The organism is Alishewanella sp. HL-SH05 (assembly GCF_052655985.1).
In genome coordinates, this window is the sequence record NZ_CP199753.1 from 2,908,024 (window position 1) to 2,923,939 (window position 15,916).

Annotated in this window: 14 protein-coding genes; 9 read left to right on the plus strand and 5 right to left on the minus strand. The window is 39.6% G+C overall.

The window, feature by feature from the left end; all coding sequences use genetic code 11:
• Positions 1-36: 36 nt before the first annotated feature.
• The 9 genes from pseF to ACUJFL_RS13370 are packed head-to-tail and all read left to right on the plus strand — an operon-like array spanning position 37 to position 10,381.
• Positions 37-750, plus strand: coding sequence for a pseudaminic acid cytidylyltransferase (gene pseF / locus ACUJFL_RS13330; protein WP_445427753.1), 714 nt, complete (start codon positions 37-39; stop codon positions 748-750).
• Entirely contained in the window at positions 747-1,676 is a 930-nt protein-coding gene (locus ACUJFL_RS13335; protein ID WP_445427754.1) for a class I SAM-dependent methyltransferase, read from the plus strand. The genes pseF and ACUJFL_RS13335 overlap by 4 nt, the downstream gene beginning before the upstream one ends.
• A complete protein-coding gene (locus tag ACUJFL_RS13340) occupies positions 1,654-1,881 on the plus strand; it encodes a hypothetical protein (protein ID WP_445427755.1) in 228 nt (75 codons plus the stop codon). The genes ACUJFL_RS13335 and ACUJFL_RS13340 overlap by 23 nt, the downstream gene beginning before the upstream one ends.
• An 11-nt stretch (positions 1,882-1,892) precedes the next feature.
• Positions 1,893-2,735: a class I SAM-dependent methyltransferase gene (locus tag ACUJFL_RS13345; RefSeq protein WP_445427756.1), complete on the plus strand. Its 843-nt coding sequence runs from the start codon at positions 1,893-1,895 to the stop codon at positions 2,733-2,735.
• 2 nt (positions 2,736-2,737) lie between these two features.
• A complete protein-coding gene (locus ACUJFL_RS13350; protein WP_445427757.1) occupies positions 2,738-3,958 on the plus strand; it encodes an ATP-grasp domain-containing protein in 1,221 nt (406 codons plus the stop codon).
• 14 nt (positions 3,959-3,972) lie between these two features.
• The gene (locus tag ACUJFL_RS13355) at positions 3,973-4,839 is read left to right on the plus strand and encodes an N-acetylneuraminate synthase family protein (RefSeq protein WP_445427758.1); all 867 of its coding nucleotides are present in this window, start codon (positions 3,973-3,975) and stop codon (positions 4,837-4,839) included.
• Positions 4,832-5,839 carry a hypothetical protein gene (locus ACUJFL_RS13360; RefSeq protein ID WP_445427759.1) on the plus strand — a complete coding sequence of 336 codons (1,008 nt, stop codon included), beginning with the start codon at positions 4,832-4,834 and terminating at the stop codon, positions 5,837-5,839. The genes ACUJFL_RS13355 and ACUJFL_RS13360 overlap by 8 nt, the downstream gene beginning before the upstream one ends.
• Entirely contained in the window at positions 5,836-7,803 is a 1,968-nt protein-coding gene (locus tag ACUJFL_RS13365; RefSeq protein WP_445427760.1) for a hypothetical protein, read from the plus strand. The genes ACUJFL_RS13360 and ACUJFL_RS13365 overlap by 4 nt, the downstream gene beginning before the upstream one ends.
• 10 nt (positions 7,804-7,813) lie before the next feature.
• On the plus strand, positions 7,814-10,381 hold the full coding sequence (locus ACUJFL_RS13370) for a motility associated factor glycosyltransferase family protein (RefSeq protein ID WP_445427761.1): 2,568 nt from the start codon (positions 7,814-7,816) through the stop codon (positions 10,379-10,381).
• 36 nt (positions 10,382-10,417) lie between these two features.
• On the opposite strand, the gene ACUJFL_RS13375 is transcribed toward ACUJFL_RS13370, so the two are convergent.
• Genes ACUJFL_RS13375 through ACUJFL_RS13395 form a run of 5 tightly spaced genes read right to left on the minus strand, consistent with a single transcriptional unit; the run spans position 10,418 to position 15,898 of the window.
• Complete coding sequence (locus ACUJFL_RS13375) at positions 10,418-13,249, minus strand: motility associated factor glycosyltransferase family protein (protein ID WP_445427762.1); 2,832 nt, start codon at positions 13,247-13,249, stop codon at positions 10,418-10,420.
• Between the two features lie 13 nt (positions 13,250-13,262).
• A complete protein-coding gene (locus ACUJFL_RS13380) occupies positions 13,263-13,568 on the minus strand; it encodes a hypothetical protein (protein ID WP_445427763.1) in 306 nt (101 codons plus the stop codon).
• Entirely contained in the window at positions 13,568-14,005 is a 438-nt protein-coding gene (gene fliS, locus ACUJFL_RS13385) for a flagellar export chaperone FliS (RefSeq protein WP_306019847.1), read from the minus strand. Before fliS ends, ACUJFL_RS13380 begins: the two co-directional genes overlap by 1 nt.
• A 9-nt stretch (positions 14,006-14,014) precedes the next feature.
• Positions 14,015-15,475 (minus strand): flagellar filament capping protein FliD, encoded by a 1,461-nt coding sequence (gene fliD / locus ACUJFL_RS13390; RefSeq protein WP_306019848.1) that lies wholly within the window; start codon positions 15,473-15,475, stop codon positions 14,015-14,017.
• A gap of 39 nt (positions 15,476-15,514) precedes the next feature.
• Complete coding sequence (locus tag ACUJFL_RS13395; RefSeq protein WP_306019849.1) at positions 15,515-15,898, minus strand: flagellar protein FlaG; 384 nt, start codon at positions 15,896-15,898, stop codon at positions 15,515-15,517.
• Positions 15,899-15,916 lie beyond the last annotated feature (18 nt).

Here is a 15,916-nt window from a genome sequence, read left to right on the forward strand (position 1 = left end):
AATTATGATCCTATTTGTTTAGATATGGAAAGCCATATGAATATCGCTATTATCCCCGCACGCGGAGGCAGTAAACGCATACCACGAAAAAATATTAAACATTTTTGTGGTAAGCCTATGATAGCGTGGTCTATTGAAGCAGCGAAGAGCTCGGGTGTTTTCCAACATATTATCGTTTCCACCGATGATGCCGAAATTGCCGCTATAGCAAAACAGTATGGTGCAGAAGTTCCCTTTGTTAGACCTGACACCTTAGCTGATGATTTTACGGGTACTGGCGCTGTTGTTAAACATGCAACAGAATGGGTAGCACAGCACTTAGGGCATCCTACCTATATTTGCACTTTATATGCCACCGCCCCCTTTGTACAGGCAGCCGATTTAGCCAAAAGTTTGCAACTACTAAAGCGAAGTAGCAAACAAATTATTTTTAGTGTCACTTCATATGCATTTCCCATTCAGCGCGCTATTAAAATTCTTGCTGATGACTCTGTTACCATGTTTCAGCCTGAGTATTATTCGAGTCGTTCTCAAGATCTAGAACCGGCATTTCATGATGCTGGTCAGTTTTATTGGTCAAGTTTTACTGCAGTACAACAGCAAATATCTGCTTTTTCTTCAGACGCACTAGCCTATAAACTGCCCAGAATGCAAGTGCAGGATATCGATACAGAAGAAGATTGGGATAGAGCCGAATGGCTTTTTAAAGCACTAAAAAGGGATGCCGCCTCGGGAGAAAGACTGCTATGACTTCCGAACCAAAAATCATACATTGGAAAAGCCATCACGGTACTCTCGTTTGTAACCATAACGGTTTTGATCTTATTGATTGCAGCAACTGTGGTTTCAAGCATGTGGTGCCGTTACCTTCACCTGAAGAGTTAATCGATGTTTACCAACATGATTATTACGATCAGGAAAAACCACTTTATCTAAGTCGATATCAACAAGACCTTCCATGGTGGAATCTTGTTTATGAACAACGCTATCGGATCTTGTCTCAACATTTGTCTTCTTCACAGCGAACGATATTAGATATTGGTTCAGGGCCTGGATATTTTTTATTAAAAGGCAAAGAGCTTAATTGGCAAGTCTTTGGTATTGAACCGTCTGTTCAAGCAGCAACTTTTAGCAAACAACTTGGATTAGACGTTTTCAATGGCTTCTTTTCACCTGCTACGGCAGATACTTTTGGCAAAGTTGATGCAATCAACATGAGTTTAGTGCTCGAGCACATCCCCGATCCCGCCGCATTTTTGACCTTAGTTCATCAACAACTGAACAAAGATGGCCTGCTTTGCATCATCGTACCCAATGACTTTAACCCTTTTCAAACACTTTTAAACCAGCATTTGGACTATGCCAAATGGTGGGTAGCACCACCACATCATTTAAATTATTTTAATTTTACATCATTAAGCAGGTTATTAAATCACTGTGGTTTTGAAGTTGTCCATCAAGAAGCAACCTTTCCAATCGATCTATTCTTAACAATGGGTGATAACTACATTGGTCATGATGATGTTGGCCGCGCTTGTCACACCAAACGCATGACTTTTGAAAAAAATATGTTAGAAAATGGACAGCACGAATTACTTTCGGAGTTATATTCCGCGTTGTCAAAACTTGGTATTGGTAGAGAGGTTGTTTTGTATGCAAAAAAAAGTAACGCCTGAAATCACTAAGCAAACCCGGTTTTTACCTGATGCTTTACTCTATCAACCTAATTATTCACCCTGGCTAGCCGAGGACAGTGATTTTTCACGTTTGAAACAACAAATCGAGTCTTTTACTCTCGTTTCATCAGATCGCCTTTGGACTCTGCATTCTCTGGCGCAACATGCCAAGCAATCGTTATTAAACTACCTGAAGTCTAATTAAGGAATTTGGCCATGAGCAATGCAGTCATTCAAACTAATGTTTGTGCAATTTGCGGCGCCACAGATATCAGTGATCTCATCATCAAGCATGACATTTCTTACGCTAAATGTGTGCGATGCAGAGTACTGCGGCATCACCCATACCCTTCTGCAGAACAAATAAGCGCATATTATACTCATTATCAAAGTTTAAAATCAGCGGGCTCCATCTATCTAAGTGACGATGGTTACTCAGTTTTTTGTCGAGACAAAAAATTAACGTTTGCTGATCTCGGCATAAAATTATCCGATTTCAACAACAAGCAAGTTTTAGATGTTGGCTGTGCGACTGGACAATTCTTGCAGATGATGCAAGATGCCGGCGCAACCAATGTTATGGGGTTAGATGCTAGTGCTGAATGTATAAATATTGCGAAAAGCAAAGGGCTAAATTGCCAGAATCAAGAATTTTTGGATCATCAACAACAATATCATGTTATTTCAATGTGGCATTTAATTGAACATGTTATGGACCCCATCGCATATTTGCATAAAGCATATGAACTTCTTCTTCCAGGCGGTTGGCTATTGATAGAAACTCCCGTTACAGGAGAATTATCAACAGCATTTGGAAGTGATTGGCGTTACTTGATGCCCATTGAACATCTTCACCTATTTCCATTTGATACCCTAGTGCAATTAACAAATCAAGCCGGATTCGCCTTACAACGCTTTACGCGATTTGGTAGCGGTAATGATAGTGGTACGGTTTCGCAACCCAACAAAGGGGCCATGGACCGATTTGCCAAACATACTGGGGCAGGTGACACCATAGCCATGTGGCTAATAAAACCCAATCAGCAAGCAGAGAAATAATTATGACCATGCAAAAAAAAGAGGCTATTCTCATCATAAGCGCAGGCATTATGCAAATTCCTGCCATTAAAACAGCAAAATCGCTTGGTCTGTATGTAGTTGCAACCGATCGTAACCCTCAAGCAGAAGGCTTTGCATTTTGTGACGAGGCCGTGGTAATTGATTCAAAAGACATTGCTGGGCACGTCAAATTTGCTCAAGATAATCAACAACGTTTAAACTTAAAAGCAGTATTTGCCGGCTCAGACATTGCCGTTACTGTTGCCGCAGTGACCAATGCGCTAGGTTTACCTGGGATACCAATGGATGTTGCGCAACGTTCTAACAATAAAGTATTGATGAAGCAGCGTTGGATTGAAGATGGTATTCCCACACCCTATGGTGCAGAAGTATCCAGTGAAGAAGAAGCACTAAAGATCCTTGAAAAGATCGGTTTCCCCGCGATTGTAAAAGCCGTTGATAATGCTGCCTCACGTGGCAGTATGAAAATTGATTCTGTGAGCCAACTAGCGTTGGCCCTGCATAATGCCAAACAAGCATCTAAAACAGGTACGGCAATTATTGAACAATATGTTATTGGCACTGAGCAAAGTGTTGAAACTATCATATGGAATAATAAACATTATCATGTCGGCATGGCCGATCGTGAATTTGGTTTTCATCCCTATCATATTGAGACAGCACATGTTGATCCATCAGTACTAGATGAGACTCGACAACAGCAGATATATGACGTTGTTGATGCCGCAGCACGCTCGCTTGGAATTACCTTTGGGCCTGCTAAAGCAGATATGATTTTAACAGCGCAAGGGCCAATGATCTTAGAAATGACCGCTCGCTTAAGTGGAGGCTTTCATTCCCAGTACACCACTCCTTTAAGTAGTGGTAAAAATCCGATTAAAGCCGTGATGGAACTTGCCTTAAACCGGCCTTTAGATGAAAAACTGCTTCAGGATAGCGTGCATAAAACAGCAGTTTGTAGCGGTCTATTTCCCCCTAAAGGCAAAATAAAGGCTATTCATGGATTGGAAAAAGCGCGATCTATACCGGGTGTTGCTGAGATCATTTTGACTCGAAAAGCAGGTGATTATATCACCGATTTTATTGATAACGGTTGTCGCTTTTGCTGGGTTATCACCGTAGCGGCTAATGTAGAAGAAGCAAAAGCAATCGTCGCTGAGGTGGCAAATACTATTCATTTTGATATTGCACAGGACACCTAAAAGGAGCAGCTATTATGGTTCAGTTTATTGCCGAAGTATCCAGCAATCACGCCCGAGATTTAGCGCGTTGTTTTAAATTTATTGATGCCGCTGCTGACATTGGTTGTAGTGCAGTGAAGTTTCAATTGTTTAAACTGCGTGAACTTTTCTCAACTGAAGCACTCGCTTTTAAACCAAGCTTACTAGAAAGAGAAGCATGGGAATTACCTGTTGAGTTTCTGCCTGAGTTAGCCAATCATTGTCGTAAAAGAGAAATTGCATTTTGTTGCACGCCATTTTACCTGGACGCCGTTAAAGAACTGCAGCCTTATGTGGATTTTTATAAAATTGCCTCTTACGAACTTTTATGGGACGACCTTTTGATTGCTACCGCGTTAACGGGTAAACCTGTGATTTTATCTACGGGTATGGCAACGATAGATGAAATAAACCATGCGGTTTCTGTACTAAAAGCTAACAAATGTTCTGATTTAACCCTATTACATTGCACATCAGCTTATCCTACACCCTATAGTCAAGCTAACTTAGCTGCAATTAATACGCTTAAACAAGCAACCGGTTGCCAAGTCGGCTGGTCAGATCACACGGTGGAACCAGGAGTGCTGCAGCGAGCCATTCATCACTATGATGTTCAGACCATTGAATTTCATCTTGATCTCGACGGCTTAGGAGAAGAGTTTGCAACCGGCCATTGCTGGTTACCTGAGCAAATCGGACAAGTCATTTCTGATTATAAAAAAGCGATTCAAGCTGACGGCGATGGCGATAAAAAGCCAGTAGCATCAGAACTCGCTGATCGTGCTTGGCGAGCCGATCCGTCTGATGGTTTACGCCCTCTCGTATCGACCAGGCAAACTTTAAAACCAGCTAAACATGCATAAGCTTGAAAATCATACTATTTTGCTAGCTTGCCATGCTGGCAGTAAAATAGGCTTGGGGCATCTAAGCCGTATTAGTGTTGCTGCGCAACATTTAAAACCGCTGGGGTATGAAATGCACTTGTTATTACAAAGTGATCAGCATATCTCTCAAGCATTCCCAGACTATTTAACGGTTCAGCAAATCGATTTTGAGCAGAATATTTCTGAAACAATATTAAAACAAGTTACTCGTTTAAACTGTCGTTTAGTTATATTTGATTTTCATTATCACAGTACACCAGATACATTCGCAACTTTGTTAAAAGCACTGCATGTTCAGCTAGTCAAAACCATAGCAATTGATGCACTAGCTGAATATATAGAGCTTTTAACTATGTTATACACCCCTTCTTTTCAAGTGAATCCCACTTTATCTGCTTGGCAACAAGAAAAATGTCAATTCGGTTGGGATGCATTTTTATTAAAAGTATCGGCTGAAACCCTTGTTGAAAAAACCTATTCATTGTTGATTTTGACAGGCGGTGCGGATACGACCAACTTAGGAAAAGAATGGTTAATCACGCTTGATCGACTGTTACCTGAAAATTTAACTTTTCACTGGGTGCAAGGACCTTTTGCAACCGCACCTACAAAGCCCGAAAATACTCAGCGAGAGATACATATTCATCGTAACTTACCTAATCTTGCCAAACTCATGAACAGTGTCACATTTGCAGTCACACTGTATGGCATCAGTTTTTATGAACTGCTCTATTACGGTGTTCCCTGTGTGGTCTTCTCACCATACGGAAACAAGGACGAACAAGAGCTTAATGAGATAAGTAAACAGCAGCTAGCCTTAGTCGCAAAAAATGAAATTGATGCGACTACACAACTACAACGCCTCATTAGTTCAAAAACTCTGAGTCGGTGTTTAGCGATAAACGCCCAAAAACGTCTTGCTGGCGCAAACGGTGATAAATTACGTCACTGCGTCTCAACGTTATTGGAGGCAAAATGAAGCGTGGTTATCTTTTATTTCATCTAAATTTAGCGTTTTCCTCAATAGCAGAATCAGCTCGACCGGAAGTGATTCAACAATGTTACTGGCCAATACTTGAACTCATTGAACAAAGCAACATCCCCATTGGCATAGAATTGACAGGATGGACATTACAACAAATCAATCATCTGGATCCGGTATGGGTTAATAAATTTAAAACGTTGTTAGCACAGCAGCGCTGTGAATTGATTGGTAGCGGTTGGAGCCAATTAATTGGCCCGCTAGTTCCTTTTCAAGTTAATCTGTGGAATCAAAAACTCGCTTTAGCGCTTTATCAAACGCTTTTAAACTATCGTCCCTCTCTCGTGCTAGTGAATGAAATGGCGTTTGCAATTAGTCTTGTTGAGCTCTATCAACAAGTAGGCTATCACGGTCTGATTATGGATAGAGATAACATTCGTCTTGCCCTAAAATATGAACATCATGACATGCCGACGCATGCCTGTGGAGTAACCACAACTAAACTCCCTGTGCTCTGGTCAGACTCGGTCTTATTTCAGCGTTTGCAAAGAGCTGTTCATGGCGATATTCCGATAGTTCAATATCTGAACTTTGTGCAGCAAAGAATGGCAAGTGAAGAATTGCCGTTAGCTATTTACGCAAATGATGCTGAAGTATTTAATTATCGTCCAGGCAGGTTCAGTACTGAAGGTAAAACCCACCCTGAAGGGGAGTGGACTAGACTGCAACGTATCCTAAAACAATTACAAGAACAAACTGGAATTGAATTTATTAGCCCAACAGACGCGTTGAAACTCAGTAAGCTGCAACCAGAAAATGCCATGAGGCTCTCTTCATTAAATCAGCCTATACCAGTTAAAAAACAGGCAAAATATAATGTTAATCGCTGGGCAGCTGCTGGCAGAGACAATATATGGTTAAATACACAATGCCACTCCCAATACCAACAGCTAAGCCATGACGCTAATTCATATCAATGGCAAACCCTATGCGAATTGTGGGCAAGTGATTTTCGCACACATATTACCCAAGAGCGTTGGCTATCTTGCTTACAAAAACTGTCCACGATTGACCGTGTAACCTCTCCATCAACAGTTCAAACTTTAGCATCAGATACTGAAAATAAGCTTGAGCTCAAGATTGATGATGAAGCAATTTATTGGCACTTAGCGACGTCTCAAATTAAATTAACACTTAACCTTCGTCGCGGTATGAGTATTGACAGCTTGGCATTCAAAAGCTGGCAATTCAAACCATTACTGGTAACCAAACATCAAGGCTATTTTGATACGATTGCACTAGCGGCAGATTTTTACTCAGGTGGTTTAATTATTGAAATGCCCGGACTTCGGCGCAGAATAACTGATTTAGAATGGGTCAATCCTGAGTTAACTGATGAGTTAAATTTTCATGTCATCACAGCAAAATTAGACTTAGCTCATTTTAATTTAACCAAGATCATCAAAATTAGTAAAACCACCGAAGAGCTTCGTATTAGCTATCAACTGGATCCCCCTGTTCGTAATGACGCTATTATTCGTCTGGGGATTATGACCATCAATATGACAGAGCTAGAGCAGCCGGCAACACTTGAGGTTTGGCAAGGTGGGGCTTTGCCAGAGCATTTCTCATTGGCAGATGAATGCGACCATACTCATAATGTTTCTACCTTGGTCTCTTCAAGCGCAAGCTTCGGTGCAACAACGGGTCAAATAAGTATTGGTGACCAACATCGAGCCATTACACTAAGTTGGAACCCCGCATTATGTGCTGCAGTGCCTTTATTATTAAACCGCCGCTACAAACAACAACATCTAACAAGGATATTTTTTTCGTTAAGTGAGTTAGACGATACATTTAAGGCTGGCGGTCATTTACTCAATTTTGAACTGGCCATAACACCAGGTAGCTTAAGTCGTGCTGAAGAGTCTCAAATACCTAGCGTCATGATACAACAATAAGCAGAGCAGTATGTTTGAATCAATTAACTATCATGTCGACTTAGACACTGAATGCCAAGCAGAAGCCGAAGCCGCCGCAGCTGTAGCGATAGTTCAGCGAAGCACAAAAAACATACAGGCAATCACACGGCAAATTCCATCGTTAGCTGAGATAATAAAGCAAAAACCCCAACGATATGAAATAGTTGTAAACGGGAACAAGACTCTGAACTTGTGTTTAAAAACAGCTGGGGCAATGCTTTACGGACAAGACCCTGAAGCCGAAGCAGCCAATGCTGTAGCACAGTTTTTAGATAGCAAATCACTGCCTCAATCCAACTTAGTGTTAGTGATTATCGGTGTTGGATTAGGCTACCACCTGCTGCCATTGTTGCAAAAAGCGCTACCAAGATTTGTCATCTTCTACGAACCAGAACCTGATATTTTATTATTATCTTTACAGAGTGCTCCGTGGTTTGAAATATTAACCTTCTGTCAAGCACAGGGTATTCAACTTTTTGTGCAACTGGGAACATCAGCAAAAAGCGTTAAAGCTGATTTAGATGAGCTGAAACAAGCTTACCCTGATGCAGGACCTGTGTATTATTTTGAACATTTGCACTACCCACATTTAGCTTCAGAGTTATATCAGCAAGAACACAGTGACAATTCTAAGAATTGTGCGCTAACACCACAGTTTTTAGCCAGTGCCATCTCCCAAGTTAACCCTAGGACCATTTCACTATCAATAAGTCATGATGAACAAGCATGTTTTAGAAAAAACCTTGCATGGCTTGCCAAAAACCAATCCTCACTCTATGAAAAATTGCACTCATATCAATGGCAAAACTGGCAACTTGTAATATGGCAGCAGCATTATGCAATGCAAGATAAATGTGGAAAAGTCTTCTCAGTCAGTGCAAACAAAGCGCATCGAGGCACAATAAAACAGTCCTCATTAACACGAGATCCGGTTGTGTTTGACTTTAGCTTACCGGAAAAATTACTTAACACTGCGTTTGCAAAGTTATTTAAAAACGTTAAACAATTACAATTGACCATACAAACTGCGTCTGAGCAGAATGCTCACTTTGTTACTGAGCGGATTTTACTGGGTAGCGCTGACTATGAAGCCTGTGGCAAAGCACTAGAAAATTCAGAGTATCTTTTGGTTCTAGAGCCAGATACAGACTTTCTTTACGCGTCACTTTTTACTGTAGCCTGGTACCAATTTAAAGGAGACTTGTATTTTTGCCAGCAGACTGCAGAGGTTGAGCAACGCATTACAGCTCAGTATCAAAGTGGACAACTCCAGCTAACAGATATCTTTATCGATCAACCATATTATGAAAAAACGCTATTCTCTGCTTATCACCTGTTATTAGAAATAGTGCAGTCTTGTAATGGTAAAAGCCATTATTTTGAAAAACAGTTTGCCAGTTTAAACCATTATTACCAAAATATATCCAACGCCACTTACCTAACAAATAAACAAGTTTCAGAACAAGCCCCTATATTCATCGTCGGTAATGGTCCCAGTTTAGACCTACATATTGATTATGTGGTAAAGCATCGAAAAAATCTTATTTTGATTAGCTGTGGTACGGCATTAATAACCCTACATCGTAATGGCCTTACACCCGATTATCACATGGAATTAGAGCGTGGTGCTGACACGCTATTTTATCTAAATAAACTACCCGCTTCGTATCTTAAACATCTGACCTTAATCGGTCCAGCTGATATACACCCAGCAATACTGGCGGTTTTTCAAAAAAATCTCTTAGTGTCGGTTGAAAACACAGATGTACATCGAGAGTTTACATCGAATTTCACTCATTTTAGCTTGCTGCAATTAAACTATTCTTACTATACCGTAACCAACTTTGCTGTTGATTTGTTTTTAAGTATAGGAGTTCAAAAACTCTATTTAATAGGCGTCGATTTCGGTTTTAAAAATCAACATTCTCATCATGCACGAGATTCTGTTTATTTTCAGCAAGACGGTTCTCAACTATATGATTATGAACAAACACATGGTTCTGCTTACGTTATTAACGCAAATTTTGGAGGAGAATGTTTAACTATTTCCAGCTTTGATATGGCGAGAAAATTAATGGGAGAACGTATTGCATTATCACCTGCTCAGCAGGTGTTTAATTGTAATGACGGAGCAGCGATCACTTCAAGCATCCCACTTCGCATACCTAACATTACTTGCACATTGTCAACCATAAATGCTTTCAAACAAGATTTTTTGACATTATTCGTAGAGGCTAAACTTACGATTAAATTTGAAGAACTGACTCAACAATTTAAGGAAAAGGGACAATATTGTGTGAAACAGCTTCTGAGTTGTTTAGATGAAAATATAAATGCGGCGCCTATATATATTGCCTCACTGCAACGCCAAATTCTCAATTCAACAATAGCGAGTAAATTAGATCACAGTTATACACTCTTTGATGGTTCGCTACGTTATTTTGAAATGGTCAGCAGCAGGTTTTACCGATGCCAAGCTGAAACACAAACTAACTTAGCTCTTTGCCAGTTTTGGCGCACTTATCTGCAACATTGTTTATTTCGCTTGAGTTTGTAGGGTTATTAACCTAAAAATTATGCATTTCGATAAAACTCAACCCTTTGTATTTTCAGAAATAGATGACTCTTTATTAAACAAGAAACTTACATCCACAGCACAGTGTTTGAATGGCGCGTTAGTAAAGTCAAGATTGGCTTGCAGTAAGTACTCTCGCCAGATTTCTAACACGTTATTAAACACTTTAAGTTCTTCGAGCTGTTCAAGCGGTTCATTGCTAACTGGCAAGATGCGAGTCATAACACTCAACATATAAATAACACTACCACAAAGTAAATAAAAACCCAGTTTGTTATCAGAATAATAAGCTTCAATAAAAGTTTGCCATTGAGTATCAATCAGCTTTTTCGCGTCCTGGTAATTGTCTACATCAACCAAAAGCATAAGCATTTCATCAACCACGCCTGACAAACCGCTATGCTGCATCAAATCAGCAAATACTGCAGTGTGAGATTGTAATTCAGCCGAGTAAAAACACGATGTAAATAGTTCTCCGAAGTTCTTTAAAGATGCTGACTGTTCTATCGACACTAATATATTTTGGGGTCTTAATGGCATTGCTCCTTGGATATAAGCACCATCACTGCAATTATAAATAGCCGTATTTTTATTTAAGTTAGCTATCGTCATTTCTAAAATGCTGCGAGAAAAATCAAATTCAGCTTTTGTTTGCACACAATCTCTAAAATTACCTTTAATTTGTATACCTGCATTAAAAATTTTATCTGCATCCATCACGCCAGCACCATCATTATGATAATAAGCTGAGTGTTTAGAGTGATGTTGCTCAACGCTCAAATACCCTAAATCGATGCCAAAAAGATAGAGATGTTTAAAACCCAAGCTGGTAAAAAAATCTACGGAAAAGTTCGACACTGTAGGGTAAGCATGACTTAAAGCGCTAATATGTATACCTTGCTGCTCTAAATATGATCTGAAAAAATTGGTTGAAGACTCACCGTCTTTATACGCCAAATACACAGCCTTAAATAAACCCGCTGTGTCTGGATGAATCCCATTAACTGACAACAGCGCAATTTTCTTAAGCCACTGAGGATCCTCTACTTGGCTGATCCAATTAAAAGTGGCTCTATTCTGTTCAATTTCAGCATGAAAATCAGGGGTAATTCCTAATCGATATAATGAACGTAAAGCAGTACCACAGCTTACAACAATAATGTTTTCACGATGTTCTTTTATGTAAGTATAACTTTCATCAAGACTTGGCCCGTTTCCTACAATAAATATGGGGATATCTTGTAAGTTTTCCATACCTAATTTTTGTCGTTGCTGCTTTAAAAAATAATGACCACTTTTCATACTATGAAAAGTATGAGCCAAACTAAAGCGCACATGATCAAAGGTCTCCCCCATCGCCACTATAATCTTCAATTGGGAGTAAAGTTTCTCCAAAGCATTTCGCATACCTGGAGTGAGAAACGCTGGAAAAATTTGACTCTTGGCAATACCGTAAGCGCCGGTTTGATAGTATTGGCCCATGATATCTTGGAAATATTCTTCACCAGAGCCACCAATATTAAAATAAATCCGCTGTTTAGACTCTGCAATTTTTGTAAAAAGTGTAGCCCAATCTGTCACGAATAAACTTGCATAGAAAAAATCAAGATTCGGTTCAAATACAAACAGATTTTTGACTTCACGTTTAGATAGCAATATATCAATATGCAGCCCTAACCCAACACCCAAAACGATTAAATTATCAACATCCGTATTCTCATCAAATACACGAGGTTTTAAATTTTTAAATACGGGCTGTAACTTTTTAACCGCTTTGAAATGAACGTAGTTACTCATTTTTTCCAAGCCGCCTTGATTAAGAATGACTTGGTTGTCTAATGGACTATGCAAAAAACGTTCAACCATATGTGCTGATTGCTCAGTCACATCGTCATAAAATAACCCTTTTCGAGTATCACACCAGAGATTAAACTGCCCCTGTATGTCAACTACCCGCCAATCTTTGGGTATATAATCAACAAACACATGATATAAAATCGGATAATATTGCTTTAAGGCGACTAAATTCTTTTCGAATAGAGCAGTTTTAGGAGCATCTTTATATTGTTGATTAGCCAGAATTCCCGAGAAACGCTCCGAGATATAAACGTGATCATCAACATAACCAAGGAATTGTGGTCTTTGACGTAACAATTTCTCTGGTTGACCACTAAAAGCAATCAAATAATTAAATATTTCATCTGAAACGGGATGCGCTAAATGTCGATATAAGTAGCATTTATCGAGATTAGGAAGTAACTGCTGCAACTCTTGTAAATCAGCGGTTATCGTCGCACCGCTGTTACCTAGTTGAAGTGAAATCTGCGTATTTAAAGCTACGGCAGTCTCAAAAATCATTGCCCAATCAGTGGTGTGCAATGAAGTGATAAACAAGTCCATGTCGGCTTCATAAATGACTAAAACACTGGGTCTTACTTGCTTAATTAATGGTAAAAGATGCAAACCCAAACCAATACCAAAACTTAAGATAACTGCATTTTCAGACACAGCTGAATGAGACTGGGGCTGCAACGAAGAGGTTAAACTAACAATTGGAGCCGTTTGACAAAAACTGGCCACCTCATCCTTAATCTCTGCTTCTGGATTTTGACTATATAAAACACGACCGCTGGCAATTTCAACAATATTAAGCTGCTGATTTTTAGTTGAAAAAACACAATATCGTTGAGCAGAATATGCATTAATTTTACTATGAATGTCATTATTGAAGTGTTTAAAAAACAGTAAGTTTTTTTGCAGTTCACGATTAAGTTTAATTGCTGCTTGTTGATCATTAATAAATTGAATATCGGCATCTTCATCAAGAAAATCGCTCATCAAATTTAACATGCAAAAAACTCAGTTAGGTATTCTGGCGGTAATTATGGCTGGCTTTTCGACCTGTGTGAAGTTCTTTCAAATTTGTAACAACTTTGGTGTGTTCTGACAGAATATGTTGTCTTGTTTTATCAAACCAATGATTTAACGTCTGTAACTGCTCTACCGCCAGAGGGTCAGACTTAGCTGCAACAGCTAAGTCTGCAATAGTGCGGTCTAAATTTGAAAGCAAACAACTGATTTCTTGCGGGTCAAAATGTTCAGCAGACAATAATGCTTCTATCTCTGAGACAATGAGATCAATATTGACCGGCGGCAGCTGACTTAACATCAGATCCCTACAACCATTTGTTGGTCTCGCTGTGCTTGCAAACTATAGCCCTTTTCGCGGTCAGCCACTGAAATTTGATCCCAAGCTGATTTAATCGTCACCATTAAAGAAATGACATCGTCAATTTTCTCAATATCAAGGTCTCTACTAGCAATTGTTAAATGATTTAGCATGAAATCATACAATGAAAACAAATTATCTGATAACTCTCCACCCGCATCCATGTCAAGTGAACCTTGAAGAGAACTAATAATCGCAATTGCCTTGGCAAGCGTTTGTGCTTTACCTGCAAAATCCTTTCGCTCAATAGCCCCTTTGGCTTTTGCCATATTTTCTAAAGCACCTTGCATCAATAATTGAATTACACGATGCGGATCAGCCACAGCTAAATCATCTTTTACACCAACTGACCTGTAAGCTTTAATACCATAACTCATAGTGACTCCTTAGCTCGAACTATTCGATGAAAACTTAGGAAGGCTAGACAATGCGGCAGTCACACTCGCCTGCTGACGTTGCATTTGACCCAAAAGAGAGTCTAGTGCAGCGTAACGCTTCCTAAGTGAATCTTCATAACTAGCTATGTATCGGCTGGCGGCTTCAGAAGCTTTAGTATTTTCTTTTAATTGTGACTGCAAAGTATCCTGACGATTAGATAAAATACCACCCGTTTTGGTGTATTCACTTAACAACGAGTCAAGTTGACTCACTAAACCTGCTTCACCGCCAAATAGCTTTGCTATTTCATCATATTTTTGGTCTAGCGCATTATCAAACCGATTTTTCCCCGTCTCGGTATTAAATTCAGTACTGGTCGAAATTTCTAAATTACCATCTTTATTAAGAGTAATACCCAAGGCATATAAGCTATTTAAACCCTGAGAACTATCAGGAACAGTCGAACCTAAAATACCACGTAGCTGGTTTAATACGTTTCTGGGTAAGGAGTCTCCCGCAAGGGCACCGCTTTCAAGCGTAATAGAGCCATCGGCACCTAAAATACGATTACGTGTCAAATCACTGACTTGAGCAACAAGTGCATTGAAACTGCTAATAAAGCTATTAATATTTGTTTCAGCTGCCGTTTTATCAGTAGCAATATCAAGCTTTGCATTATTGCCGGTTGGCGTAACATTTTTGACTGTTAAGGAAATATCCTGCACAACATCTGTAAATACATTGCTGCTACTATTAAAAACGGTACCATCTACCTCGATTTGTGCATCTCTAGCGGCAGAGGTTAAATTCAGCCCCGCCACAGCACCACTGGGTATAGTAGATAAGGCATCAAGCTCAGCGTTGTCATTACTAATAACCAGGTCATTATTTGTTCCTGTAATATTAGAATTTAATACGAGTTTTGCGCCGGTAGTACCGCCAACATTCAAAATATTAGCGTTAACACCAAAATTCTCCGCTGAATCATTAATTTTTAAACGAAGTTCGTTTAAAGTCATTCCAGCTGTCACTTCTACAGTAAAAGATTTGCCGTCTGCCGTTAAAGTAAGATTACCCGCCGTATTAGATATAACCGCACTGGCATCGGCAAAAGAACCGTCAGTCGTTTCCAAACGACTCCCTTTGGCTAACTGATTCACTTTAATTTCGAAGCTTGAAGCCGCAGCGGTGTTTTTTGCCGTTGCCTCAATAAACGTTTTGTCCGCCTCTGGCTGAGTAATACTAACTGTTCTGGCTTTTAAACTGTCACTTGTAAGTTTTTTTGCCGCATCCAAGAAACCTGATAAAGCGGATTTGAGCTGACCAACACCAGAAAGTGAAGCGTTAAGCGTAGAAGTTGTTTTTTCAATTCGTGAAAACTTGGTTTGGCGCTCGGCGTTTACGAAACTTGACACTAATTCGTCAAGCGGTAAACCTGAAGCTGCACCCAAAAAGTTTATTGATGACATAAACGCCCCCTATGCTTTAACGTTTTCACTCTGATGATACTATACCTGCTTATCAACCAATACACCCAATGACTGTCCCATTTCTTCCTGAAGTTTTTTTATGTCCTGAGCAACCTTTATCAACTCCTCAGAAGGAATTTGTCTGATTAGCTGGTCATTACTTCTGTCCATAACCTTGATTATAGATCTACCTGAAGCTTCATCCACCATAAAACTCAATGAACGCTGTTCAAATATTGCTGCTTTGTTGACAATACTAAGTGCATTTTCAACCTCTGCAGCACTTGGGAGAACTGCATTAACTTTAGCTTCTACAGCAGTTTCTTGCTTAGCCAAAGGCCTAAGCTGCTCGGCATTAGCAGCTTTACTACTAAAATCGGTTTTGTTAGTAATGGATACTGCAGCATTTGTGACTGTATTCATAATATCACCTCAACGGAT

Excerpts from the sequence above, each read along its gene's own strand:
- ACUJFL_RS13350 (WP_445427757.1), top strand. The coding sequence starts at position 2,738 with ATGACCATGCAAAAAAAAGAGGCTATTCTCATCATAAGCGCAGGCATT.
- fliD (WP_306019848.1), bottom strand. The coding sequence starts at position 15,475 with ATGTCATCAATAAACTTTTTGGGTGCAGCTTCAGGTTTACCGCTTGAC.
- ACUJFL_RS13355 (WP_445427758.1), top strand. The coding sequence starts at position 3,973 with ATGGTTCAGTTTATTGCCGAAGTATCCAGCAATCACGCCCGAGATTTA.
- ACUJFL_RS13345 (WP_445427756.1), top strand. The coding sequence starts at position 1,893 with ATGAGCAATGCAGTCATTCAAACTAATGTTTGTGCAATTTGCGGCGCC.
- ACUJFL_RS13380 (WP_445427763.1), bottom strand. The coding sequence starts at position 13,568 with ATGTTAAGTCAGCTGCCGCCGGTCAATATTGATCTCATTGTCTCAGAG.
- fliS (WP_306019847.1), bottom strand. The coding sequence starts at position 14,005 with ATGAGTTATGGTATTAAAGCTTACAGGTCAGTTGGTGTAAAAGATGAT.
- ACUJFL_RS13370 (WP_445427761.1), top strand. The coding sequence starts at position 7,814 with ATGTTTGAATCAATTAACTATCATGTCGACTTAGACACTGAATGCCAA.
- ACUJFL_RS13375 (WP_445427762.1), bottom strand. The coding sequence starts at position 13,249 with ATGTTAAATTTGATGAGCGATTTTCTTGATGAAGATGCCGATATTCAA.
- ACUJFL_RS13395 (WP_306019849.1), bottom strand. The coding sequence starts at position 15,898 with ATGAATACAGTCACAAATGCTGCAGTATCCATTACTAACAAAACCGAT.
- pseF (WP_445427753.1), top strand. The coding sequence starts at position 37 with ATGAATATCGCTATTATCCCCGCACGCGGAGGCAGTAAACGCATACCA.
- ACUJFL_RS13365 (WP_445427760.1), top strand. The coding sequence starts at position 5,836 with ATGAAGCGTGGTTATCTTTTATTTCATCTAAATTTAGCGTTTTCCTCA.
- ACUJFL_RS13340 (WP_445427755.1), top strand. The coding sequence starts at position 1,654 with ATGCAAAAAAAAGTAACGCCTGAAATCACTAAGCAAACCCGGTTTTTA.
- ACUJFL_RS13335 (WP_445427754.1), top strand. The coding sequence starts at position 747 with ATGACTTCCGAACCAAAAATCATACATTGGAAAAGCCATCACGGTACT.
- ACUJFL_RS13360 (WP_445427759.1), top strand. The coding sequence starts at position 4,832 with ATGCATAAGCTTGAAAATCATACTATTTTGCTAGCTTGCCATGCTGGC.